The sequence below is a fragment of the Intrasporangium sp. Soil_C_50 genome (assembly GCF_057656595.1).
On record NZ_JBDGKB010000006.1, the window covers coordinates 194,381 to 217,758 of the forward strand.

Sequence of the window (23,378 nt, forward strand, 5' to 3'; positions counted from 1 at the left end):
TCGTTGGTCCCGTTCGACCACATCCGGGGGCCTGCCGGCCGCGTCGGACCCGGGTGGCCGAGGTGCCGGGGGACTCGGGCACAATCGCGGCCATGCGCGTCGTGACCGCCAACGTCAACGGGATCCGCGCCGCGGCGAGGCGCGGCGCCCTGCCCTGGCTCCTCGCCGCCGACCCCGACGTCGTGTGCCTGCAGGAGGTCCGTGCCGGCGACGCCGACCTCGCCAAGGTCCTCGCCGAGCTCGGCTGGTCGCACTGGTCGGTCGCGCACACCGAGGGAGCGGCCAAGGGCCGCGCCGGCGTCGCGGTGCTGACGCGCGAGCCACACACGGTCACCCGCGTCGGCCTCGACGGCGCCTTCACCGACGCCGGACGCTGGGTCGAGGCCGAGGTGGCCACGGCGTCCGGGCCGCTCACGGTGGCCTCCGCCTACGTGCACACGGGCGAGGCGGACACCGAGCGCCAGGACGTCAAGTACGCCTTCCTCGACGCGATGACCGACCGGATGGCGCGGGCCTCGGCCGCCGACGAGCTCATGCTCGTCACCGGCGACCTCAACGTCGCCCACCGGGAGGCCGACCTCAAGAACTGGAAGGGCAACCTCGCCAAGGCCGGCTTCCTCGAGCCCGAACGGGCCTACCTCGACCGCTGGTTCGACGAGCACGGCTGGGTCGACGTGCACCGCGCCCACGCGGGCGAGGGCCCGGGGCCGTACACGTGGTGGTCCTGGCGCGGCAAGGCCTTCGACAACGACGCCGGCTGGCGCATCGACTACCAGCTGGCGACGCCGCGCCTCGCGGCAGCCGCCACGACCGCGTCGGTAGGACGCGCCGCGACGTACGCCGAGCGTTGGAGCGACCACGCGCCGCTCGTCGTCGACTACACCCTCTGAGCCACTCTGGTCGCTCCGGCCTCTTCCGTCCCTCGTACGGACCCATCAGGCATTCCGCCCGGAGGGTGCGGCAGCACACGCACAGGGCAACCTGCGCGAAACAGCTCCAACGGAGCCTTTGCTGCCGTTACGCTCCGAATCGGACGTCGTGGGGGGCGTCCGACGCATGTTCACGAAACCGGGGAGGGTGCAGGACGTGTTTGACGCGAAGGGCCGCACGGACGGCCACTCCGAGAGCCGGGCCGAGGCACAGCCGGGCGCCCCTGTCGAGCCGCTCCGACCCAGTCGGCGCACCGTGGTGCGCGGGGCCGCGTGGGCCACGCCCGTGGTGCTCGTCGCCGCGGCGGCGCCGACGGTCGCCGCGTCCGTCACGGTGGCGCTCAAGCTCACCGGCAGCGGCTGCAAGCTGCCCGGCGGTTCCAACAACCTCGCCAAGGGCTACGTCTTCGGCATCACCATCCTCAACAGCGGCACCGTGGCAGCCGACGTCACGCTGACCTCGATCGCCATCGGGAGTGACAGCCTCGGTGTCGACGAGGTCCTCATCATCGACGCGCAGTCCTGCGCCACGGTCGGGAGCCAGTTCCAGGTGGCGGCCGGCTCGACGCGGAACATCGCGCTCTACACGCGCAACTACGACAAGAGCCAGTCGGGCACGCTGACCCTCGCCTACACCTACGACCCGGTCGGGCCGTCACCGGCCGTCACCCCGCCGCCCGTCACGGCGACGGTGACCGGCGACACGTGGAACGGCGGCTGCCGCCCGTTCCCGAACTACGCCTGCGGCATCCCGACGGTCTGAGCCCGTCCCTGCTCGGGCCGACCCGGCCCGGGCTGGTTGGGGCGCACCGGCGTCGATGGGCCAGAATGCACGCATGCCCTCGACGCCCACCGGCCCGACGTCCACGCCCCGCAGCCTGTCCGGCATGCAGCCGACGAGCGACTCGCTGCACCTCGGCAACTACATCGGGGCCCTCGTCGAGTGGGTGCGCCTCCAGCAGACGCACGACGCGTTCTACTTCGTCGCCGACCTGCACGCGCTGACCGTCGCACCGGACCCGGCGGTGCTGCGCGAGCGGACGCGCCTGACGGCCGCCCAGTTCATCGCCGGCGGCGTCGACCCCGTGGAGTCGGTGCTCTTCGTGCAGAGCCACGTGTCGCAGCACACCGAGCTCGCGTGGGTGCTCTCGTGCCTCACCGGGTTCGGCGAGGCGAGCCGCATGACCCAGTTCAAGGACAAGTCGGCCAAGGGCACCAACACCAACGTCGGCCTCTTCACCTACCCGATCCTGCAGGCCGCCGACATCCTCATCTACGACGCCGACGTCGTGCCGGTCGGTGAGGACCAGCGCCAGCACCTCGAACTGTCCCGCGACCTCGCGATGCGCTTCAACCAGCGCTTCGGGGACACCCTCGTCGTACCCGAGCCGCACATCATGAAGGCCACGGCCAAGATCCAGGACCTCCAGGAGCCCACGGCCAAGATGAGCAAGTCGGCGGCCACCGACACCGGCCTCGTCAGCCTTCTCGACGAGCCGAACCGCATCGTCAAGAAGATCAAGTCGGCCGTCACCGACGCCGACCGCGACATCCGCTACGACGAGGAGACCAAGCCCGGCGTCTCCAACCTGCTGTCGATCCACTCGGCCCTGTCGGGCACCTCGATCGGCGACCTCGAGGCCTCCTACGCCGGCAAGGGCTACGGCGACCTCAAGAAGGACGTCGCCGAGGTCGTCGTCGAGGCCGTGACGCCGTTCCGCGAGCGCACCCTCGCCCTGATGGACGACCGCGCCGAGCTCGACCGCATCCTCGCCTCGGGGGCCGAGCGTGCTGCCGAGATCGCCGAGGCCACGGTGCGTCGCGTCTACGACAAGGTCGGCTTCCTGCCGCGTCCCGGGCGCGGCTGACCCGCCTGCCAGCGGGCGTCAGCGGACTCAGCGGCCGGCGGCGAGGACGTCGCGCAGCACGGCCTCGACCGCGGCAGCCAGGTGCGCGGTCGTGAACGACGCTGCCACGTGGGCCGGCCCGCCGGCGGCACGGTCGTGCCACGACGCGTCGGCGAGCGCCGCACGCAGCGCCGCGGCGTCGCCCGGTGGCACGAGCCGCACGACCGACGCGTCGACGTAGTCGGCGATGCCGCTGACGTCGCTGACGACGACGGGCGTGCCGGTCGCGAGGTTCTCCAGGAGCACGGTCTGGCCGGAGGACACGTCGGACTCCCGCAGCGGCAGCGCGACGACCCCGGCGCGGGCGTAGAGGTCGCGCAGCACCCCGATGGGCACGTCGGCGCGGAACTCGACGTCGGGCCGCTGGCCTGCGTCCAGCTGCGCCAGCGCGGCTACGGACTGCTCGCGGTTCCAGGGGTCGGTGACGACGGTGCAGGAGACGCCGGGACCGAGTGCCCGGACCAGCGTCGGGTAGTCCTTGCCGGCGTTGGTGCCCACGGACAGCACGCCGCCGTCCCGGGGGTCCTCGCCCGGACGGAACCAGGCGGTGTCGACGCCGAGCGGCACGGCCCGGACGCGTCCGGCCGGCAGCCCGAGGCGCTGGGCGAGCGGCTCGACCTGCGCCGACGCGAACACCGTCACGGCGTCGGCGCTTGCGAGGGCCAGCCGCTGGACGCGTCCGGCGCGGCCGGGCCGCGACGTCGCCTCGAGCGCGGCGACGGTGAGCACGACGACCGGACGACGGAACAGGCCCACGCGCCGGAGCAGCAGCGCGGGCAGAGCGGCCGCCTCGTGCGTGGCGACGACGACGTCGAGGCGCCGTTGCTCGCGCAGCAGCCAGGTCGCCTGCGCCGTCCGCCACTCGAGGGCCCGCGGCAGCCGCAGCCACCGGCGTCGACGCGTCAGGTGGCGGACGTCATGGCCGCGGGCGGCCAGCTCGGCCATCCCGAAGAGGCGGTGCGAGGGGACGCGCCCGGCCGCGACGTCGCGGAACTCGTGTCCCCAGTCGCTCACGTACAGGGCGGCGACCCGCAGCGGCTGCCCACGGCCACCGGTGGGGTCGGGGGCGGGTCGGCCGGGCACGGGCCCAGCGTACGGTCGCTCGGTGCGTCGTCCGGGCGGCTCGCCGCACCCCGGCACGAGCCCGACCCGGCCCGGACGGGTGAGCCGCAGTCGCATTCGGTACGGTCGGGGTCGTGACTGCTGCGCCCCGGACGACGATCGGTGTCTCGATCCCGATCCCGTCACCCCACGGCGAGTTCCTCGAGGGCCGCCGGGCGGCCTTCGGCGACCCCGAGGCGTCGAGGATCCCCGCGCACATCACCCTGCTGCCGCCGACGCCGGTCGACGACGACGTCTACGAGGCGTTCCGAGAGCACTGTGCCGACGTCGCCGAGCGGCACGCCCCCTTCGAGGTCGTGCTCCGCGGCACCGGCACGTTCCGCCCGGTGTCCGACGTCGTCTTCATCCAGGTCGCCCAGGGGGTCTCGGCGTGCGAGGCCCTGGAGAAGCACCTGCGGTCCGGGCCCGTCTCGCGCAGCCTCGAGTTCTACTACCACCCGCACGTGACGGTCGCCCACAACGTGCCCGCCCTGGATCTCGACCGTGCGTTCGACGAGCTCGCCGGCTACTCGGTGCAGTTCACCGTCGGGGCACTCCACCTCTACGAACAGGGTACGGACGAGGTGTGGCGCCCCGTCCACACCTACGCACTGTCTGGAGGCTGACCCGTGCCCGAGTGGCTGAAGCGGACCATCGACCGGCTCAAGGCCACGCACGCCTACGTGTCCTGGCAACGCTTCAGCACCGCCAACGGCAACCTGCTCGCCGCCGGGGTCGGCTACTTCGCCTTCTTCTCGGTCTTCCCGGCCGTCGCCCTCGCCTTCGCGATCTTCGGTTTCGTCCTGCAGGACCGTCCCGACCTGCTCGCCGCGATCGCCGACACCCTGAACCAGATCCTGCCCGGCATGGTCAAGACGCCCGAGAACCCGAACGGGATCATCAGCATCCAGGCGCCCTCGAGCCTGACGCTGACCGTCACCGGGCTCATCTCCTTCGTGACCCTGCTGCTCGCGGGCCTCGGCTGGGTGGGTGCGCTGCGCACCGGCATCCGCGGCATCTTCGGGTTCGACAAGGCGTCCGGCAGCGCGGTCTCGGCCAAGGCCCGCGACCTGCTCGTCCTCGTCACCCTCGGCGTGGCCGTCGTCGTGTCGGCGATCCTGACGAGCGCGGCCGGTGGGCTCGCCTCGTGGGTGGCGTCCCGGGTCGGCCTGGCCGGCAACGGCGCCGTCGTGGCGCTGGCCGGAGCCGCTGTGGGGTTCGTCGTCGACACGCTCATCATGGTGGTGCTCCTGCGGGTCCTGTCCGGGGTGCCCCTGCCCTGGCCGAAGGTTCGCGACGCCGCCCTGCTCGGTGCCCTGGCCCTCACCGTCCTCAAGCTGCTCGGCGCCTGGCTCATCGGCCGGGCCACGGCCAACCCCCTGCTGGGCGCCGTCGCGCTGTCGGTGGGCCTGCTCGTCTGGCTCAACCTCATCTCGCGCGTCGTCCTGCTGTCGGCGGCGTGGGCCGCCGGACGCGCCGACCTCAGCGACCTCGAGCCCGACGGGGTGCGGCTCGGCCCGGGGCAGGTCGTCAGGCCCTCGTTCGTCGCGCCGGTGGCGGCCCGCAGCGACACCCGATTGGTGCCGTACGGCGGTGCCGATCCCGAGGCCCACAACGAGCCCTCCGCGGCTGCCGCGCCCGGTGCGTCGGCCGGCCGCAGTGCCACGGCCATTGCGCCGTCGCGCGCCGTCGACCGCGCGAGCGTGGCCGCGGGGTTCGTCCTCGGCGGATTCACCGTGTTCGTCGCCGGAGCGGCCCGGCGGCTGCGTAGGGTGGCGGCACGCTGACCCGGATGCCCGGGGACGGCCTCACCGGGGGAGAAGGACCGACCGTGCAACCGCTTCAGCAGGACGTCTACGTCGACAACGCTCGTCTCGACGTCGCACCGTTCGTCCCGCAGGGGGCTCGTGCCGTGCTCGACGTCGGTTGCGGCGCAGGCGGTTTCGGTGTGACGTTGCGACGTGTACTGGGCCCCGAGGCGCGGGTCGTCGGCATCGAGGCGGTTCCGTCGCAGGCCGCGGCAGCGCGCGAGGGCCACGGCTTCGACGAGGTCGTCGAGGGCTACTTCCCCGATGCGCTCGAGGGCCGCGGCGAGCGCTACGACGCCGTCTTCTTCAACGACGTCCTCGAGCACCTCGTCGACCCGTGGTCGGTGCTGCGTCAGGTGCCCCCGCTGCTCACCGAGGCCGGCGTCGTCGTCGCGGCGATCCCGAGCATCCGGTACGCGCCCGTCGTCCTCAAGCTGCTCCGCGGGCGCTGGGACTACGTCGACCAAGGCACCCTGGACCGCACCCACCTGCGGTTCTTCACCCGCGCGACGATGGTCGAGATGTTCGAGGAGTGCGGCTACGAGGTGCTCTCCTGCGAGGGCGCCAACACGATGGGCCGACGCTGGGCCGCGAGCGACTCCGCGCTGCTGCGCGCCGCCGCTCGCATCGTCCCGCTGCCCTTCGGCGACATGGCGTACGTGCACTTCGTCGTCGTCGCCCGCCCCCGCCGCTGACCGCCGCCCCTCTGCGCGCGGTGGGGCGCGTGTGACTGAGTGCTCACTCGATCAGGGGACGCGGGCGGGCAGCCCCTGACCGGCGGTCCCTGACCGGCGGCCCCTGACCGGCGGTCCCTCCGCGCCCCCTTTCTCGTCGAGTGAGCACGAAACCCCACGCGTCACACGGCACGCGCGCGCTCCCACGGCCCCCTGGTCATCGAGTGAGCGCGAGACCTCACCCGTCACACCGTCACAGACGAGTGCGGCGGCGGCGTCGGACGGCGGCGCCGATGCCGACCACTCCCGCGGTGACGAGCACGCCGACACCGGCGAGCACCGCCAGCGACCCGGGGTCGCTCGCCGCGGCCCTCGACCCGGCCGCCTGCGGTCCCGTCGCATCGGACGCGCCCGGGGCCCGACCGGCCGACGGGCCGTTGCCTGCGGTCGCCGACGGCAGCGGCGTCAGGGCGGGTACGGCCACCGGCGGTGCGGCCTCGCCGGGCTCGACGAGGCGGCCCACCGGCGCCACCCGGTCGGCGTTGGCGAAGCCCCAGTCGAGCAGTGCCGCGGTCGGCTTCCACGAGCCGGTGACGCTGCCCATCTGCGCCACGAGGAGCGTGCGCCCACCGCGGGTCGCCGCCCCGATGAAGGTGTGCTGGGCCCGGTCGGTGCGACCCGGCTTGACGCCGATGGCGCCGGGATAGTGCCGCAGGAGGTCGTTGATGTTGTACACGTGGAACGGTTTCCAGACCTTCCCGGTTGCGTCGCGACCACCCGGGAAGACGGCGTCGCGCTTGACCACGGCGGTGCGGAACTCGGGCAGGCGCATCGCGTCGCGGGCGATGACGGCGAGGTCGTAGGCGCTCGAGCGCTGGTCGCCGTCGTCGAGGCCGCTCGGGTCGACGACGAGCGTGTCGAAGGCGCCGAGCTCCCGCGCCCGGGCGTTCATGAGCTCGACGGTGTGGTCGTAGCCCCCGGCGGCGTCGGCGAGGGCGTACACGGCGTCGTTGGCCGAGAACATGAGCATCGCGTCGACGAGGCTCGGGACCGGGTAGCGGTTGCCGGCGAGGATGCCGACGCGCGTGCCGGCCGCCGCCTGCGCATCCGGGGATGCGACGACGACCTGGTGCGGGTCGAGAAGTGGCAGCAGGGTCAGGGCGGTGAGGGTCTTGAGGGTGCTCGCCGGTCGCAGCCAGGCGTGCGCGGACTTCGCCGCGAGCACCTCGCCGGACGTGAGGTCGGCGACGACGTAGGAGACGTCGTAGACGGCGGGCGGCATCGGCGTGCCCGGCTCGGCATCGACGACGACGCCCGGGGATGCGAGCCGCGACCCGCCGACGACGGAGTCGGGGTCCCAGGCGGGCTGTGCGAACGGCGTCGGGGGTGCGTTGCGGCACACGACGCGCGGGCGCGGCGCCGGCTTGGCGGGCTTGGCACCCGGCTTCGCCGCCGGATTCGTCGTCGGCTGCGTCGTCGAGGGGCGCGGCGCGGCCGGGTGCTCGTCGGTGGGGAAGACGCGTGGCGTCAGGACGGTGCCGGGTGGCACGGTCACCTGCGTCTGCCACGGCTGGCAGGTCAGCGCCGCCCGGCCCTGCGGGGTTGGAGGAGCAGCGGCCGAGGCCGGCCCCGCGCTGCCTGCCGCGACCCCGAGCGAGGCCGCCAGGGCGGCAGCTACGCCGGAAGCCATGACACCCGCGGCGGTGCGGCGTCGGGCCGGTCGGGCCGTGCGGGCCGTTCGGCTCCGGCGGGTCGGGGTGGGGGTGGTCATGGCGGGCAAAGACTAACCCGCCCCGGTGCTCCGGGGCGGGCTGTCGGTGGGCGTGGCGCGGACGCGTCGGACCGCGTCCGGCGGCGCCGTGGGGACGGTGTCAGCGGCCGTGCGAGAGCGCGCGGCGCAGGTCCTGGTTGAGCTGGTTGATGACGTCCATCGGGATCTCCTTCGGGCACGCCGCGGCGCACTCGCCGATGTTCGTGCAGCCGCCGAAGCCCTCGGCGTCGTGCTGGCTCACCATGTCGACGACGCGGGCGTCGCGCTCCGGCTGGCCCTGCGGCAGCTCGCCGAGGTGGGTGATCTTGGCACCCATGAAGAGCATGCCCGACGCGTTGGGGCACGCCGCGACGCAGGCGCCGCAGCCGATGCACGCCGCCGCCATGAAGGAGCGGTCCGCGGCCGGCTTGGGCACGGGCACCGAGTGGGCCTCGGGGGCCGAGCCGGTGTTGGCGCTGATGAAGCCGCCGGCCTGGATGATCCGGTCGAAGCTGCTGCGGTCGACGACGAGGTCCTTGATGACCGGGAAGGCGTCGGCGCGCCACGGCTCGACCGTGATGACGTCGCCGTCGGAGAAGCTGCGCATGTGCAGCTGGCACGTCGTCGTCACCTCGGGGCCGTGTGCCTTGCCCGAGATCATCAGGCCGCACATGCCGCAGATTCCCTCGCGGCAGTCGGAGTCGAAGGCGATCGGCTCCTCGCCGCGGGCGTTGAGCTGCTCGTTGAGCACGTCGAGCATCTCGAGGAAGGACATGTCGGGGGAGATGTCGGTGACCGGGTAGGTCACCATCTCGCCCTTGGACGTCGGACCGGCCTGGCGCCAGATCTTCAGGGTCAGGTTCATGCCGCTCACTTGTAGCTCCGCTGCTTCATCTCGACGAACTCGTACACGAGGTCTTCCTTGTGCAGGACCGGCGACCCGCCGTCACCGCCGAACTCCCACGCGGCGACGTAGGCGAACTGGTCGTCGTGGCGCAGGGCCTCGCCGTCCTCGGTCTGGGACTCGGCGCGGAAGTGGCCGCCGCAGGACTCGCGACGGTGGAGCGCGTCGATGCACATGAGCTCACCGAGCTCGAGGAAGTCGGCGACGCGGCCGGCCTTCTCGAGGCTCTGGTTGAGCGTGTCGGCGGCGCCGAGCACCTTGACGTTGCGCCAGAACTCGTCACGGAGCGCGCGGATGAGGTCGATGGCCTTGAGCAGGCCCTCCTCCGTGCGCTCCATGCCGCAGTACTCCCACATGATGTTGCCGAGCTCCTTGTGGAAGGAGTCGACGCTGCGCTCGCCGTTGATCGACAGGAACTTCGCGACGCGGGCATCGACCGACGCCTTCGCCTCGAGGACCTGCGGGTCGGACTCCTCGAGCTTCTCGAAGGGGCCCTTGGCCAGGTAGTCGCGGATGGTGTTCGGCAGGACGAAGTAGCCGTCGGCCAGGCCCTGCATCAGCGCGGACGCGCCGAGGCGGTTGGCGCCGTGGTCGGAGAAGTTCGCCTCGCCGGCGACGAAGAGGCCGGGGATGGTCGACTGGAGGTCGTAGTCGACCCAGAGGCCGCCCATCGTGTAGTGCACCGCGGGGTAGATGCGCATCGGCACCTCGTACGGGTTCTCACCCGTGATCCGCAGGTACATGTCGAAGAGGTTGCCGTACTTCTCGCGGACGGTGGCCTCGCCCATGCGCTTGATGGCGTCGGCGAAGTCGAGGTAGACGCCACGGCGGAAGTCTCCGACCATCGGGCCGACGCCGCGGCCCTCGTCGCAGACGTTCTTGGCCTGGCGGCTGGCGATGTCGCGGGGGACGAGGTTGCCGAAGGACGGGTAGATCCGCTCGAGGTAGTAGTCGCGGTCCTCCTCGGGGATCTGCCGCGGGTCCTTGTCGCAGTCCTCCTTCTTCTTCGGCACCCAGATTCGGCCGTCGTTGCGCAGCGACTCCGACATCAGCGTCAGCTTGCTCTGGTGGTCGCCGGAGACCGGGATGCACGTCGGGTGGATCTGCGTGTAGCAGGGGTTGCTGAAGTAGGCGCCCTTGCGGTGCGCGCGCCACGTCGCGGTGACGTTGCTGCCCATCGCGTTGGTCGACAGGAAGAAGACGTTGCCGTAGCCGCCGGAGGCGAGCACGACGGCGTCGGCCAGGTGCGTCTCGACCTCACCGGTGACGAGGTCGCGGGCGATGATGCCGCGCGCCTTGCCGTCGACGATGACGACCTCGAGCATCTCGTGGCGACTGAACATCTCGACGGTGCCGGCCGCGACCTGGCGCTCGAGCGCCTGGTAGGCGCCGATGAGCAGCTGCTGGCCGGTCTGGCCGCGGGCGTAGAAGGTGCGCGACACCTGGACACCACCGAAGGAGCGGTTGTCGAGCAGGCCGCCGTACTCGCGGGCGAACGGGACGCCCTGCGCGACGCACTGGTCGATGATGTTCGCGCTGACCTCGGCGAGGCGGTAGACGTTCGACTCGCGCGAGCGGTAGTCGCCGCCCTTGACGGTGTCGTAGAAGAGGCGGAAGACGGAGTCGCCGTCCTCCTTGTAGTTCTTCGCCGCGTTGATGCCGCCCTGGGCCGCGATCGAGTGCGCGCGGCGCGGGGAGTCCTGGTAGCAGAAGGACTTGACGTTGTAGCCGGCCTCGCCGAGCGTCGCGGCGGCCGCGCCACCGGCGAGGCCGGTGCCGACGATGATGACCGAGAGCTTGCGGCGGTTGGCCGGGTTGACGAGCGCCGCCTCGAACTTGCGCTTGTTCCAGCGGCCCTCGATGGGACCGGCCGGGGCCTTGGGGTCGGTGAGGGGGGCGCCCTCGGTGTAGAGGCCGTGGGCGACGCCCGGGGCGACCGGCGCCCCAGCGGGGGCGGCGGGCGCTTCGGTGGGGGCGGTCGTGGTGGCCGTCGTGTCGGTCATGGATCAGTTCCCCTTGACGATTCCGAACAGGATGGCGAGCGGCGGCAGCGCGAACCCGACGGCCGTGACGAGGGCGATGACCGTCGCGGTGGCCTTGGCGTTGCGGCGGGCCCGGGCGGTGGAGGCCCAGCCGAGCGTCTGCGTCGCGCTCCAGACGCCGTGCCACAGGTGCATCCCGAGGGCGACGAGCGCGAGCAGGTAGATGAGGACGACCCACCACACCTGGAAGCTCGAGATGACGAGCTGGCCGGCGCTGTCGCCGGACACCGCGTCGGGGCCGACGTTGAACTTCAGGATCGTGAACTGCAGCAGGTGCCACACGAGGAAGAGCAGCAGGGCGACGCCGCCCCAGCGCATCATCTTGCTCTTGACCGTTGCTCGGGCGGCCTCCTTGGCGACGTAGCGGTTCGTGCGCGCGCCGTTGGCCCGGCTCCACAGGTGGAAGGCGGAGTAGGCATGGGCGACGAGCGCCACCACGAGCAGGGCGCGGAAGAGCCAGAGGAACCCGCCGAAGGGCAGGATCGGCGTCAGCAGGGTGCGCAGGTGGAGGGCGTACTCGTCGAACGCCTCGACACCGCCGAAGATCTTGAGGTTCCCGTACATGTGCAGGAGCACGTAGAACACGAAGAGCGCGCCCGACACGGCCATGAGGAACTTCATGAACACCGTGGTACGGCGAGCCGACGCAGGTCTCTGGGATCCCGTCGCTGGGAGAGTGTTGGTGGCCACCCGCGCACCCTACCGCCGCGGATTCCGTGCTCCGACGCCGTACCCCCGGGTAGCGCGCACTGTGACCATTCCAACAGCGTCGGGGTCACGGACCGGCCACGAACCCTCGACGCGTCCGGCCCGGCGCGGCAGCACGCGTCAGGCCGCGACGCGTCGGGCGACGCGCTGCGCGGCGGTGTCCGTCGCCGTGGCGTAGTGCTCGACGAGGCGGTCGACGACGGCCGACCACGAGCGTCCGCGGACGCGCTCGTGCGCCCGTAGCCCGATCGCCTCCGCGTGCACGGGGTCACCCAGCACCCGTTCGACGTGGGTCCGCAACGATCCCGGCGTCTCCGGGTCGAAGAGGTGGCCGTCGACGCCGTCGGTGACGAGGTCGACCGGGCCGCCCGCGCGGGGCGCCACGACGGGAAGGCCCGTGGCACCGGCCTCCTGCAGGGTCTGTCCGAACGTCTCGGAGGTGCCGGTGTGCACGAAGACGTCGAGGGCGGCGTAGGCGCGGGCGAGGTCGTCGCCGTGCCGCTGGCCGAGGAAGGCCGGCGCGAGCGGCCCGCCCGGTCGTCCGTCGGCGGCTGGGGCCACGGCCTGGCTGAGGACCTCGCCCAGCGACTCGCGTGAGGGGCCGTCGCCGACGACGACGAGGCGCGTGCCCGGCAGGTCGGCGAGCTCGGCGAGCCGCTCGACCTCCTTCTCCGGGGCGAGCCGCCCGACGTAGCCGACGAGTCGTTCGCCGTCGGGAGCGAGCTCGCGCCGCAGCGCCCGCGTCAGGGCATCCAGACGCCACGCGGGGTTGTGCAACGAGGCATCGACACCGCGCCCCCACAGGGCGGTTCGCTCGATGCCGTGGGCCTCGAGGTCGGCGAGCGACGCACTCGAGGGTGCGAGGGTCAGGTCGGCCGACGCGTGGACACGGCGGATCCAGCGCCACGTCGTCGCGGCGGCCGCGGCACCCGCAGGCCCCGGCGTGTGGCGGCGTACGTAGGCGGCCATGTCGGTCTGGTAGACCGCGACGGTCGGCAGGGCGAGGCGTCGGGCGGCGGTGAGGCCGGCCGCCCCCACCGCGAAGGGGCTCGCGACGTGGACGACGTCGGGCTCGAACCCGCGCAGCACCCGCTCGACCTCCCGCGTCGGTAGCCCGACGTCGAAGCTGCGCACCGGTACCGAGGCGACTCGGTGCACGCGGGCTCCGTGGAACACATCGGGGCCACCGTCGCGGCAGCGTGGGGCGACGACCCGGACGTCGTGGCCACGGTCGGCCAGCTGTTCGACGACCCGGCAGACGCTCGTCGTGACCCCGTTGACCTGCGGCAGGAACGACTCCGTGACGATGGCGACGCGCACGACACCACCGTGCTCGTGCCGACCCGGCACGCGGGCGACGCCGCGGGGTGGGTCGGGTGACGGCTCGGTGACGACCTCGTGCCGGTGACCGTGTGGAGACCAGGGGGCGGCGACCCTAGGGTGGCGGCATGGTGCTCCACGACGCGGCGGCCGCGCTCGACTGGCTGATGGACAAGTCCCTCGTGCTCGGCTACACCCGCATCGGCCCGGCGGTGCGGCGCGCGTGGTGGCCGGAGGACCCGGTGCCGGGGGCTCTGGCCGGCAGGCACGTTCTCGTCACCGGCGGCAGCGGCGGGCTCGGGCTGGCCACGGCGAGAGGGCTGTTGCGCCTCGGCGCCGTCGTCCACGTCACGGGTCGCGACGAGCAACGCCTCGACGAGGCGCAGCGCCGCCTCGAGGCCGACGTGCCCGGGGCACGGGTCGAGCCGGCCGTGGCCGACGTCAGCGACCTCGCCGCCACGGCGGCCTTCGCCCGCGACCTCGCAGCGCGCGTCCCGCGTCTGCACGCCGTCGTGCACAACGCGGGCGTCATGCCGCAGCAGCGCACGACGACGCCGGAGGGCCACGAGCTGTCGCTCGCCACCCACGTCCTCGGCCCGCACGTGCTGACCTACGGACTGCGCGACGCCCTCGCCGGAGGGCGCGTCGTCGTCGTGACCTCCGGCGGGGCCTACGGCCAGAGGCTCGACGCCGACGACCCCGAGTGGCACGCGAGCGCCGCGGGCGGCTACTCCGGCGTCACCGCGTACGCGCGCACCAAGCGGATGCAGCTGGTCCTCACCGAGCTGTGGGCCCGCGACCTGGCGGGCGCCGACATCCGGGTCAACGCGATGCACCCCGGGTGGGCCGACACCCCGGGCGTCACCGACTCGCTGCCCCGGTTCGCCGCGCTGACCGGTCCGCTGCTGCGCGACGCCGACTCCGGCGCAGACACCGCGGTGTGGCTCACGGCCACCGGTGACGCCACCGGCACCGGCGGCTTCTGGCACGACCGCCGGCGTCGGCCGACGCACTACGCGCCCGTCGGCGTCGAGTCCGGCGACGCCGTGGAGCGCTTCTGGCGGTTCGTCCTCGACGAGACGGGTGTGCCCGGCCCTACGGCTTGACCCAGCACGTCCACCGCACGACGCGCAGGTAGCCGAGCCGCTCGTACACCGGCTGGCCGTCGTCGCTGGCGATGAGGACCGCTGGCTGCTGCGGCCAGGCGGCCGTCGCGGCCCACGTCAGGGCGGCTCCGGCGCCGCGTCCGCGGGCCGAGCCCAGGACTGCGACGTTCTCGACGACGGTGAGCCCGGCGGCCGAGTGGGCAGCAGCGGTGGCCACCGCTGCGCCATCGACGTACCCGAGGAAGACGCGCGTCGTGGTGCCGACGACCTCGGGCCGGTAGAAGTCGCCGGGTGGCAGGTCGGCCATGTCGGGCATCGGATAGCCCTCGACGAGAATGCGTTCCGCGGCGGCGAGTGCGTCGCGGTCGACGGCCTCGCGCACCTCGACGGTCGTCCGCGGCGGCTCGGTGACCGTCGAGGTCGGTCGCAGCATGAACGGCGGGTGGCCGACGAGCCCGAGGCCGTAGGGGGCGAGGTCGGGCGTCGGGAACGGGCTGACGACGATGGCGGACGCGTCAGGGCCGTATGCCTCGACGACCTCCTCGGCCACGGCTCGCCAGTCCTCCGGCGGCCGCGTCACGATGGCCCAGTTGAGCAGCGCCGACGCGCCGCCGCCGAAGCCTGCGCAGAAGGCGTCGGCCTCGACGAACCGGCCGCGCGCGGCCGTCGTCAGCGCCCGAGCCCAGGACACATGGGCGTCGATGCCCTGGCGCACGAGGGAGTCGGCGGGGTCGAGGTCGCGCTCCCACCCGGTCGTCAGGTACTCGCCCTGCCCGGGCAGCATCGAGGTCATGCCACCACTGTCGCGCCGCCCGACGCGCCGAGGGGCCGTTTGCGCAGACGCGGCCGCCACCGGCTCAGGTCAGGTCGGTGCGCCCTCTCGCGGTGAGCTCCTCGACGATCTTCTTGACGTCCTGGGCCCGCTCGGGGCGCGTGATGAGGAGAGCGTCCTGGGTGTCGACGACGACGAGGTCGTCGACACCGATGAGCGCGACGAGCCGGCCCCCGGTGGCGACCGTCGCCGTCGAGTCGATGCTGAGGATGTCGTCGGCGGGGCCGATCGCCGTGATCCCCGGGAGGCCGCTCGACCCGGCGACGAGGTGGTTGAGCGCGGCGAAGTCGCCGACGTCGTCCCAGCCGAGGGCTGCCGGTACGACGGCGACCCGACCGGATGCGGCCGCCGGCTCGGCGACCGCGTGGTCGATGGCGATCTTCTGCAGGGTGGGCCAGAGGTCGCGCATCCGGCGCGGGTCGGCGGCGATGGTGCGCAGGTGGTCGACCATGTCGGAGTGGTTCTCGGCCAGCAGCTCGAGGAGGGTCGTGGCGCCGACGACGAACATGCCTGCGTTCCAGCGGAACTCGCCGGTCTCGAGATAGCGGCACGCGGTCTCGGCGTCGGGCTTCTCGACGAACTCGTCCACGCGGCGGGTGCTCGGGGCGTCGTCCAGTCCCAGCGGATCACCGAGGCGGATGTAGCCGAATGCCGTTGAGGGACGGGTCGGTTCGATGCCGATCGTCACCAGGTCGCCGTGGCGAGCGACGGCGACGGCCTCGCGCACCGCGCTCTCGAACGCGTCGGTGTCCCGGATCACGTGGTCGGCGGCGAAGGACCCGAGCACGGCCTCCGGGTCGCGCCGCTCGATCATGGCGGCAGCCAGCCCGATGGCCGGCATCGAGTCGCGGGGTGACGGCTCGCCGACGACGGCGTCGTGCCCGAGCATCGGCAGCTGGGCCCGCACCGCGTCCTCGTGCGCGACACCGGTGACGACGAGCATCTGGTCACCGACGAGCGGCTCGAGCCGGTCCCACGTGGCGCGCAGCAGCGACTGTCCGGACCCGGTGAGGTCGTGCAGGAACTTGGGGGACTGGCGGCGCGAGATCGGCCAGAGCCGCGTGCCGGACCCGCCGGCGGGGATGACGGCCCAGAAGCCGGGGATCGCGCTCATGGTGCACACCGTACCGATGCAGGCCCCTCAGCCCGACCCGATGCGCCGGAGCGCCGGGGCCCTTCGGTCCCCCCGTCTTCGGGTCAGCCGATGTCGCGGCGCCGGAGCGCCCAGACACCCGCTCCCGCGACGACGGCGGCGACCGCCGTGAGGAGCACGAGGGGGAGGATGCGCAGCTCGTCGGCCGGCATCGACGGCACGTGCCCGAAGGGGGACAGGTCGTTGAGCCAGGTCGGCAGCCCGAGGATCTGGACGAGCTCACCGAAGAGCAGGAAGACGATGAGGACGACCCAGGCCAGGCCGGTCTGCGCGGGCGCGGCTCCGACGAGGAGCATCGCGACGGCCAGGCAGACCCAGATGGCGGGCACCATGACGAGCGCGGAACCGACGAGCCTGCCCATCGAGCCCACGTCACCGGTCGTCGCGGCGACCGCACCGCCGGCCGCCAGCCCGACGAGTGCCATGACCACGGCTGTCGACAGCAGCGCGACGACGAGGTGCGAGACGGCCCAGCGAGTCCGTGTCACGCCGGTGGCGAGCAGCGACTCGGCACGCAGCGCCGTCTCCTCCGAGTGCAGCCGGGTGACGATGGAGATGCCCATGGCCGCCACGGCGAAGGCGACGACGTGCAGCTCGGTCGCGAAGAACAGGTCGGTCATCGTCACGTTGCGGTTGGTGACGCGGGCCAGCTTGAGGAGCAGGTCACGCGTCGAGGCGGACGAGTCCATGGACTCCACGTTGCTCGCGATGGACCCGACGACGGCGCCGAGCATGACGGCGCTGACGGCCCAGCCGACGAGCGTCCCCCGGGCCAGACGCGCGGTCAGGGCCCCGACCGTGCGCATCGAGCCCCGGGCCTGACCCGGCCGGCTGGGCAGCAGGCCGGCCCCGAGGTCGCGCCGCTCCCGCAGCCGGAAGGCCGTTCCCACGAGCACGACGAAGGCGGCGATCCCGAGCCAGAGCGGGCGCAGGTCGTTGGCGCCGTACGGCGAGACGCGTTCGCCCCAGCCGAGCGGGGAGAGCCACACGAGGAGCCGGACCGGGCTGTCCGCTGCCGCCGTGTCGCCGATCGCCCGCAGGAGGAAGGCGACGCCGAGGGCGCCGAGCGAGATGGCGGCGGTGCCGCGCGTCGTCTCGGTCAGCTGCGCCGCCACCGCGGTGATCCCCACCCACGACAGCCCCATGATGGTCCACGAGGCGGCGAAGGCGATCGACCCCTTCCCGTCGAGTCCGACGCTCGCGAGCGACAGCGCACTGAGGACGGCCGTCGCCAGGACGGCGACGGTGGCCAGCACCACGGCGGCTGTCAGGGGAGCCCGACGTTCGACGGCGCCCGCCCCCAGCAGCTCGAGGCGCCCGGCCTCCTCCTCGGTGCGGGTGTGCCGGCGCACGACGATGTAGGCGAGGAGGCAGACGAACACCCCGCCGAGCAGGATGGTCTTGAACACCGCGAAGGAGTCCAGGTCGAGGCTCGTGACCGGGCCGTAGAGGGCGACCGTCGCGGGGTTGTCGATGATCGGGCGGAAGATCGTCAGGGCGCTCGCCAGGGTCGGGTAAAGGTCGACCGTCGCCTTGGCCGACCCGGCGGCGAACCCGACGAGGGCGAGGACGCTGACGGGGATGAGGAGCCGGTCGCGGCGCGAGGCGAGCCGCAGCAGGGAGCTGGTGCCGGTGAAGCCGCTCATCGTGGCGTCGCCATCCCGCGTCGGGCGTCCTCGTCGGTCGTGCCCGCGGGGCGTTCGCCGTTCGACGGCCGGTACTGCTCCATGAAGAGCTCCTCGAGCGTCGGGGGAGCGCTGGTCAGGGCGGTGATGCCGTGCCGGCCGAGCACCTCGAGCAGCGCGCCCAGCTGCGGTGTCTCGACGCTGCACGAGACGTGCTCGCCCGAGAGGACCGCGTCGGAGACGCCTTCGAGGCCGGCGAGCTCGGACGCGTCGAGCGGGCTGGCGAGCGTGGCGTCGACGCGGGTGCGGGCCAGGTGCCTCAGCTGGGACAGCGTGCCCGACTCGACGTTGCGGCCCTCGCGGATGATGCTGACGCGGTCGCAGAGCGACTCGACCTCGGACAGGATGTGACTGCTGAGCAGGACCGTGCCTCCCGCAGAACGGAACTCGCGGACGGCGTCCTCGAAGACCGCCTCCATGAGCGGGTCAAGGCCGGATGTCGGCTCGTCGAGCACGAGCAGCTCCACGTCGGAGGACAGCGCCGCGACCAGGGCGACCTTCTGCCGGTTGCCCTTTGAGTAGGAGCGGCCCTTCTTCGTCGGGTCGAGGTCGAAGCGCTCGAGCATGTCGGCGCGGCGCCGTTCGTCGATGCCGCCGCGGAGCCGGGCGAGCAGGTCGATGACCTCGCCGCCGGTGAGGTTGGGCCAGAGGGCCACGTCGCCGGGCACGTAGGCGAGGCGTCGGTGCAACATCTCGACGTCGCGCCAGGGGTCGCCGTCGAGGAGCGTGGCGTGGCCGGCGTCGGAGCGCAGCAGGCCGAGCAGGATCCGGATCGTCGTCGACTTGCCGGCGCCGTTGGGCCCGAGGAACCCGTGGATCTCGCCGGTGGCCACCTCGAGGTCGAGACCGTCGAGGGCGACGGTGTGGCCGAAGGACTTGCGGAGGTCGTGGACCTCGATCGCCGTGGTCATGCTCTCGACGATACACAAGATTCACGATTTACTGAATGAAGTGATCCTAGGTTAGAGTCTGGCCAGGAGCCGCGCAGGCGGCCACAACGCCGGGGAGGCGACGATGGGCGCACGACGCAGGGCACCACGGCGCGACGAGCAGGCCGTCGCGGCCTACGTCGAGCGACTCGGCGACGCCCTGACCGAGGCCGGCATGCCGCGCCTCGCCTCCCGCGTCTTCGCGTGCCTGCTCGCCGACGACGACGGCCGGATGACCGCCGCCGAGCTGACCGACGCCCTCGACGTCAGCCCCGCCGCCGTCTCCGGGGCCGTCCGCTACCTCACCCAGACCTTCCTCATCGGCAAGGAGCGCGAGCGCGGCACCCGCCGCGACGTCTACGTCGTGCAGGCCGACGCCTGGCACGGCGCCATCCTCAGCCGCGACCGCGTCATGAACCACATGGAGTCGAGCATGCGAACCGGCGTCACGGCCGTCGGGGGCACGGCCACGCCGGCCGGCCAGCGCCTCCAGCTGTCGGTGTCCTTCCTCGAGTTCATCGGCGAGGAGATGCGCACCCTCGCCGAGCGTTGGGAGGACCGCAAGGCCGAGCTGCTCGCCGAGTGGGCCGACACCGCCTGACCGTCGAGAGGCCACGTTCGGTGGCCTCCCACCCGTCGAGAGGCCACGTTCGGTGGCCTCCCGCCTGTCGAAAGGCCACGTTCGGTGGCCTCCCACCCGTCGAGAGGCCACGTTCGGTGGCCTCCCACTCGTCGAGAGGCCACGTTCGGTGGCCTCCGCTTCACGTGAGTTCGGCAACGTTCACCGGCGCCCGACGCCTCGGCGAGCGACCCGCCGATACGCTCGGCACCATGGCTGACAGCACCGGTGCGCGCTCCGAGTCCGACCTGCCCATCGAGCCCGTCTACGACGCGTCGGCCCTCTCGGGCTTCGACGCCGAGGCCAAGCTCGGCGCCCCCGGCAGCTACCCGTTCACCCGCGGGGTCTACCCGTCGATGTACACCGGCCGGCCGTGGACGATGCGCCAGTACGCCGGCTTCGGCACGGCCAAGGAGAGCAACGAGCGCTACCACCAGCTCGTCAAGGCCGGCACCGGCGGCCTGTCGGTCGCCTTCGACCTGCCGACCCAGATGGGCTACGACTCCGACGAGCCGATCGCGCACGGCGAGGTCGGCAAGGTGGGGGTGGCCATCGACTCGGTCGATGACATGCGGGTCCTCTTCGACGGCCTGCCCCTCGGCGAGATCTCGACGTCGATGACGATCAACGCTCCCGGCTCGACGCTGCTGCTGCTCTACCAGCTCGTCGCCGAGGAGCAAGGTGTGCCGAGCGACAAGCTGGCCGGCACGATCCAGAACGACGTGCTCAAGGAGTACATCGCCCGCGGCACCTACATCTACCCGCCGCGCGAGTCCCTCCGCCTCATCGCCGACGTCTTCGCTTACTGCCACAAGGAGATGCCGCGCTGGAACACCATCTCCATCAGCGGCTACCACATGGCCGAGGCCGGCGCGACGCCCGTGCAGGAGATCGCCTTCACCCTGGCCAACGCGATGGAGTACGTCCGCGCCGCACAGGCCGCCGGGCTGGCCGTCGACGACTTCGCGCCGCGGCTGTCCTTCTTCTTCGTGGCCCGCACGACGCTGCTTGAGGAGGTCGCCAAGTTCCGCGCGGCCCGACGCATCTGGGCCCGGATCATGAAGGAGCAGTTCGGCGCCCAGAACCCGAAGTCGATGATGCTGCGGTTCCACACCCAGACCGCCGGCGTGCAGCTGACCGCGCAGCAGCCCGAGGTCAACCTCGTCCGCGTCGCTCTGCAGGGCCTGGGCGCGGTCCTCGGCGGCACCCAGTCGCTGCACACCAACTCCTTCGACGAGGCCATCGCGCTGCCCACCGAGAAGGCGGCCCGCCTCGCCCTGCGCACCCAGCAGGTCATCGCCTACGAGACCGACGTGACCAAGACCGTCGACCCGTTCGCCGGCTCCTACGTCGTGGAGTCGATGACCGACGAGATCGAGGCCGCCGTCCTCGACCTCATCGCGCAGGTCGAGGACAAGGGCGGCGCCGTGGCCGCCATCGAGCAGGGCTTCCAGAAGTCCGAGATCGAGCGGTCGGCCTACCGGGTCCAGCTCGAGATCGACAACGGCGAGCGCACCGTCGTCGGCGTCAACCGGTTCACCCTCGACCAGGAAGAGCGCTACGACCCGCTGCGCGTCGACCCCTCCATCGAGGCCGAGCAGCGCGACCGCCTCGCTGCGCTGCGCTCCGACCGCGACCAGGCCGCCGTCGAGGCCGCCCTCGCGCGGCTGCAGGAGGCCGCCCGCGGCACCGACAACGTCCTCTACCCGATGAAGGAGGCGCTCGCCGCCCGCGCCACCGGCGGTGAGGTCGCCCACGCTCTGCGCGAGGTCTGGGGCATCTACCACCCCCGCGAGACCTTCTGACCTCTCGGCACGCCCACCACCTGGCCGACCAACGCGCCAGCCCGACCGGTGCTCTGGGCCGAGTGGCCGGATCCAACCCGGAAACGCGTCTCAGGACGCCTTTCGCCGGTTCGATCCGGCCACTCGGCCCGTCCGGAGGCGTCGCAGGCCTTGGGACCGACGCAGCGCGACGACGTCTTCGAGGGCGCGCCGCACGACGTCCGGCTCGAACATCACCTGCTCCCACGTGAACCGCAGCACCAGCCAGTCGCGCGTGACGAGGCCGTTGTAGCGGCGGCAGTCGAGGTCGAACGCCCGGCGCTCCGTGTGGAACTCGTGACTGTCCGCCTCGAGGACGATCCGCAGTTCCTCGTCGGCCAGGTCGACCCTGGCGTAGAAGTCGTCGTACCTGATCCGGGTCTGCGGCACCACGACGAGCCCTGCCACCTCGAGCGCGATGGCCCGAAGTGAGGACTCGAACGGCCCGGCCGCCCGCACGTCGGACGCCGCGATCACCCGGGCGACGCGGTCGCGCTGGCGGGGCGCGAGCCAGGCGCTTCGTGCGAGCACCTCGGACGGGCGCAGGCCGGCCCGGCGTGCCGAGTCGGCCACGGACAGGGCATCGGGGAACGGTAGGTCGAGGCAGCAGTCGATGAGGGTGCGGACGGGTGTCGTCACCCAGCCGTCGACGACGTCGTCCGCGTCGAGGTCGCGCCAGTGGACGACCACACCGTTCGACGCGCCCGCCGGCAGGCTGCGCTTGGCCCGGACCGTCACGTGGGGATCCTCCGATGCCAGGCGCACCTTCCAGCCCCAGTGCAGGGCCGCCGTCGTGTGTGACGCGGCGCCGCTGAGCCGGTGCGCAGCCGCGCGGGCCGCATCGGTGCCCGCGAGGCAGTAGTGGCCGCGCGACGTGCGGACGACGAGCCCGGCGTCGAGCGCAGCGTCGACGTGACGCCAGTGCACGACAGCGAGCCGAAGCTGCCGTCGTGTCGCTGTGCCTCCGAGCCGGACCAGTGCCTTCACCGCGCGCATCGGCCGATGGTGCCCCGCCGCGCTGGTTCCGCGCCGGCGCCCTCCACAGGGCCAAGTGGCCGGATCGAACCCCGGAAACGCGCCCAAAGACGCGTTCCGCCGGTTCGATCCGGCCACTCGACCCACGCAGCGCGACGGCGGCGGGGGAGCGGAGAGGGTGGTGGGGCGGTGGGGTCGGGCCGGCCGGGGGAGGGACTGCCAATCGGGGAGGGGAGGTCAGCGGGGGCGTGCGCCGAGGCCCTGGCAGGCCGAGGACCCCGCGTCGACGCCGGCCCGCAGCGCCGCCGCTCGCGACCCGCCGCTCAGCCACACCGACAGCAGGCCCGCGTTGAAGGCGTCGCCCGCGCCGGTGGCGTCGACGTGGTCGATGCGCGGCGCCTCGACGACCTCGTCGATGCCCTCGCCGAGCCAGCGCGCCCCGGCCGCCCCGTCCGTGGCGACCACCTCACGCACGTGCCCGAGCACCCGGTCGAACCCGCCGAGCGTGTCCAGCTCCAGCGCGTTGGGCAGCAGCAGGTCGACGCCGTCGACCCACGAGAGGAACGCGTCCGCGCCCTCGCGCTCGACGAGGGCATGCGCCTGCGGGTCGACCGACACGGTCCAGCCGAGCTCGCGGGCCTGCCGCAGCGCCTCGAGACCGCCCGGCCGCGACTCGCGGTCGAGCAGCACGTAGCCGGACACGTGCAGGTGCGGGGTCTCGCGGTCGTCGTGGGGCAGGTCGGCGAACCAGACGTCGTCCGGGCAGAAGGCGCGGTTGGCGCCGCGGTCGGGCAGCATCGTGCGCTCGCCCTCGGTGTCGAGCAGCACGGTGACGACGCACGTCGGCAGCACCGGGTCGACGGCGAAGGCGGTGCGCACGCGCCGCTCGGCGAGGTCACCGGCGACGGCACGCGCGGCGAGGTCGTTGCCGACGCGTGCCACGACGGTCACCGGCATGCCGGCCCAGGCGAGCCAGGCGGCCGAGTTGCCGCCGGCGCCACCGGGCACGAGACGCACCGACGACGGGGTGTCGGTGCCCCAGCGGATCGGCCCACCCGGCGCGGTGATGACGTCGAGCCCGACATCGCCGACGACGACCACCGACCGCATCGC

21 protein-coding genes are annotated in these 23,378 nt (G+C 72.8%); 9 read left to right on the forward strand and 12 right to left on the reverse strand.

Annotated features, from left to right (window positions below; genetic code table 11):
* Positions 1–92 precede the first annotated feature (92 nt).
* The 3 genes from AC3A5R_RS15075 to trpS all read left to right on the forward strand — a co-directional run bounded on the left by AC3A5R_RS15075 (position 93) and on the right by trpS (position 2,797).
* A complete protein-coding gene (locus AC3A5R_RS15075) occupies positions 93–890 on the forward strand; it encodes an exodeoxyribonuclease III (protein WP_487621582.1) in 798 nt (265 codons plus the stop codon).
* A gap of 196 nt (positions 891–1,086) precedes the next feature.
* The gene (locus tag AC3A5R_RS15080; RefSeq protein ID WP_487621583.1) at positions 1,087–1,692 is read left to right on the forward strand and encodes a hypothetical protein; all 606 of its coding nucleotides are present in this window, start codon (positions 1,087–1,089) and stop codon (positions 1,690–1,692) included.
* Positions 1,693–1,765: 73 nt separating this feature from the next.
* Entirely contained in the window at positions 1,766–2,797 is a 1,032-nt protein-coding gene (trpS, locus tag AC3A5R_RS15085; RefSeq protein WP_487621584.1) for a tryptophan--tRNA ligase, read from the forward strand.
* Positions 2,798–2,824: 27 nt separating this feature from the next.
* On the opposite strand, the gene AC3A5R_RS15090 is transcribed toward trpS, so the two are convergent.
* Entirely contained in the window at positions 2,825–3,919 is a 1,095-nt protein-coding gene (locus AC3A5R_RS15090) for a glycosyltransferase family 4 protein (RefSeq protein ID WP_487621585.1), read from the reverse strand.
* Between the two features lie 113 nt (positions 3,920–4,032).
* On the opposite strand from AC3A5R_RS15090, the gene AC3A5R_RS15095 reads away from it, so the two are divergent.
* The 3 genes from AC3A5R_RS15095 to AC3A5R_RS15105 are packed head-to-tail and all read left to right on the forward strand — an operon-like array spanning position 4,033 to position 6,440.
* Entirely contained in the window at positions 4,033–4,563 is a 531-nt protein-coding gene (locus AC3A5R_RS15095) for a 2'-5' RNA ligase family protein (protein ID WP_487621586.1), read from the forward strand.
* A 3-nt stretch (positions 4,564–4,566) separates the two neighbouring features.
* Positions 4,567–5,724, forward strand: a complete 1,158-nt coding sequence (locus AC3A5R_RS15100) for a YihY/virulence factor BrkB family protein (protein WP_487621587.1) — start codon at positions 4,567–4,569, stop codon at positions 5,722–5,724.
* Positions 5,725–5,768: 44 nt separating this feature from the next.
* Positions 5,769–6,440: a class I SAM-dependent methyltransferase gene (locus tag AC3A5R_RS15105; protein ID WP_487621588.1), complete on the forward strand. Its 672-nt coding sequence runs from the start codon at positions 5,769–5,771 to the stop codon at positions 6,438–6,440.
* A gap of 232 nt (positions 6,441–6,672) precedes the next feature.
* On the opposite strand, the gene AC3A5R_RS15110 is transcribed toward AC3A5R_RS15105, so the two are convergent.
* The 5 genes from AC3A5R_RS15110 to AC3A5R_RS15130 form a co-directional block, all read right to left on the reverse strand.
* On the reverse strand, positions 6,673–8,190 hold the full coding sequence (locus AC3A5R_RS15110) for a D-alanyl-D-alanine carboxypeptidase family protein (protein WP_487621589.1): 1,518 nt from the start codon (positions 8,188–8,190) through the stop codon (positions 6,673–6,675).
* A gap of 100 nt (positions 8,191–8,290) precedes the next feature.
* Complete coding sequence (locus tag AC3A5R_RS15115; RefSeq protein WP_487621590.1) at positions 8,291–9,034, reverse strand: succinate dehydrogenase/fumarate reductase iron-sulfur subunit; 744 nt, start codon at positions 9,032–9,034, stop codon at positions 8,291–8,293.
* Between the two features lie 5 nt (positions 9,035–9,039).
* A complete protein-coding gene (locus AC3A5R_RS15120; protein ID WP_487621591.1) occupies positions 9,040–11,076 on the reverse strand; it encodes a fumarate reductase/succinate dehydrogenase flavoprotein subunit in 2,037 nt (678 codons plus the stop codon).
* A 3-nt stretch (positions 11,077–11,079) separates the two neighbouring features.
* Positions 11,080–11,742 carry a succinate dehydrogenase cytochrome b subunit gene (locus AC3A5R_RS15125; protein ID WP_487621592.1) on the reverse strand — a complete coding sequence of 221 codons (663 nt, stop codon included), beginning with the start codon at positions 11,740–11,742 and terminating at the stop codon, positions 11,080–11,082.
* A 201-nt stretch (positions 11,743–11,943) separates the two neighbouring features.
* Complete coding sequence (locus tag AC3A5R_RS15130) at positions 11,944–13,143, reverse strand: glycosyltransferase family 4 protein (protein ID WP_487621593.1); 1,200 nt, start codon at positions 13,141–13,143, stop codon at positions 11,944–11,946.
* A 128-nt stretch (positions 13,144–13,271) separates the two neighbouring features.
* On the opposite strand from AC3A5R_RS15130, the gene AC3A5R_RS15135 reads away from it, so the two are divergent.
* Entirely contained in the window at positions 13,272–14,249 is a 978-nt protein-coding gene (locus AC3A5R_RS15135) for an SDR family NAD(P)-dependent oxidoreductase (RefSeq protein WP_487621594.1), read from the forward strand.
* Here AC3A5R_RS15135 and AC3A5R_RS15140 read toward each other — a convergent pair.
* The 4 genes from AC3A5R_RS15140 to AC3A5R_RS15155 all read right to left on the reverse strand — a co-directional run bounded on the left by AC3A5R_RS15140 (position 14,239) and on the right by AC3A5R_RS15155 (position 18,830).
* Positions 14,239–15,042 carry a hypothetical protein gene (locus tag AC3A5R_RS15140; RefSeq protein WP_487621595.1) on the reverse strand — a complete coding sequence of 268 codons (804 nt, stop codon included), beginning with the start codon at positions 15,040–15,042 and terminating at the stop codon, positions 14,239–14,241. The genes AC3A5R_RS15135 and AC3A5R_RS15140 overlap by 11 nt on opposite strands.
* Positions 15,043–15,106: 64 nt before the next feature.
* The gene (locus tag AC3A5R_RS15145; RefSeq protein WP_487621596.1) at positions 15,107–16,195 is read right to left on the reverse strand and encodes a mannose-1-phosphate guanylyltransferase; all 1,089 of its coding nucleotides are present in this window, start codon (positions 16,193–16,195) and stop codon (positions 15,107–15,109) included.
* A gap of 83 nt (positions 16,196–16,278) precedes the next feature.
* A complete protein-coding gene (locus AC3A5R_RS15150) occupies positions 16,279–17,880 on the reverse strand; it encodes an ABC transporter permease (RefSeq protein WP_487621597.1) in 1,602 nt (533 codons plus the stop codon).
* Entirely contained in the window at positions 17,877–18,830 is a 954-nt protein-coding gene (locus AC3A5R_RS15155) for an ABC transporter ATP-binding protein (RefSeq protein ID WP_487621598.1), read from the reverse strand. The genes AC3A5R_RS15150 and AC3A5R_RS15155 overlap by 4 nt, the downstream gene beginning before the upstream one ends.
* A 103-nt stretch (positions 18,831–18,933) precedes the next feature.
* On the opposite strand from AC3A5R_RS15155, the gene AC3A5R_RS15160 reads away from it, so the two are divergent.
* Entirely contained in the window at positions 18,934–19,449 is a 516-nt protein-coding gene (locus AC3A5R_RS15160; RefSeq protein WP_487621599.1) for a GbsR/MarR family transcriptional regulator, read from the forward strand.
* Between the two features lie 230 nt (positions 19,450–19,679).
* Positions 19,680–21,272 (forward strand): acyl-CoA mutase large subunit family protein, encoded by a 1,593-nt coding sequence (locus AC3A5R_RS15165; RefSeq protein WP_487621600.1) that lies wholly within the window; start codon positions 19,680–19,682, stop codon positions 21,270–21,272.
* A gap of 90 nt (positions 21,273–21,362) precedes the next feature.
* Here AC3A5R_RS15165 and AC3A5R_RS15170 read toward each other — a convergent pair whose 3' ends face one another.
* The gene (locus tag AC3A5R_RS15170) at positions 21,363–22,217 is read right to left on the reverse strand and encodes an endonuclease domain-containing protein (RefSeq protein ID WP_487621601.1); all 855 of its coding nucleotides are present in this window, start codon (positions 22,215–22,217) and stop codon (positions 21,363–21,365) included.
* A gap of 285 nt (positions 22,218–22,502) precedes the next feature.
* Positions 22,503–23,375 carry a carbohydrate kinase family protein gene (locus AC3A5R_RS15175; protein ID WP_487621602.1) on the reverse strand — a complete coding sequence of 291 codons (873 nt, stop codon included), beginning with the start codon at positions 23,373–23,375 and terminating at the stop codon, positions 22,503–22,505.
* Positions 23,376–23,378 lie beyond the last annotated feature (3 nt).

Coding starts and splice junctions, on each gene's coding strand:
- AC3A5R_RS15175 (WP_487621602.1), bottom strand. CDS start 23,375: ATGCGGTCGGTGGTCGTCGTCGGCGATGTCGGGCTCGACGTCATCACC.
- AC3A5R_RS15140 (WP_487621595.1), bottom strand. CDS start 15,042: ATGACCTCGATGCTGCCCGGGCAGGGCGAGTACCTGACGACCGGGTGG.
- AC3A5R_RS15120 (WP_487621591.1), bottom strand. CDS start 11,076: ATGACCGACACGACGGCCACCACGACCGCCCCCACCGAAGCGCCCGCC.
- AC3A5R_RS15115 (WP_487621590.1), bottom strand. CDS start 9,034: ATGAACCTGACCCTGAAGATCTGGCGCCAGGCCGGTCCGACGTCCAAG.
- AC3A5R_RS15075 (WP_487621582.1), top strand. CDS start 93: ATGCGCGTCGTGACCGCCAACGTCAACGGGATCCGCGCCGCGGCGAGG.
- AC3A5R_RS15110 (WP_487621589.1), bottom strand. CDS start 8,190: ATGACCACCCCCACCCCGACCCGCCGGAGCCGAACGGCCCGCACGGCC.
- trpS (WP_487621584.1), top strand. CDS start 1,766: ATGCCCTCGACGCCCACCGGCCCGACGTCCACGCCCCGCAGCCTGTCC.
- AC3A5R_RS15135 (WP_487621594.1), top strand. CDS start 13,272: ATGGTGCTCCACGACGCGGCGGCCGCGCTCGACTGGCTGATGGACAAG.
- AC3A5R_RS15160 (WP_487621599.1), top strand. CDS start 18,934: ATGGGCGCACGACGCAGGGCACCACGGCGCGACGAGCAGGCCGTCGCG.
- AC3A5R_RS15155 (WP_487621598.1), bottom strand. CDS start 18,830: ATGACCACGGCGATCGAGGTCCACGACCTCCGCAAGTCCTTCGGCCAC.
- AC3A5R_RS15150 (WP_487621597.1), bottom strand. CDS start 17,880: ATGAGCGGCTTCACCGGCACCAGCTCCCTGCTGCGGCTCGCCTCGCGC.
- AC3A5R_RS15165 (WP_487621600.1), top strand. CDS start 19,680: ATGGCTGACAGCACCGGTGCGCGCTCCGAGTCCGACCTGCCCATCGAG.
- AC3A5R_RS15145 (WP_487621596.1), bottom strand. CDS start 16,195: ATGAGCGCGATCCCCGGCTTCTGGGCCGTCATCCCCGCCGGCGGGTCC.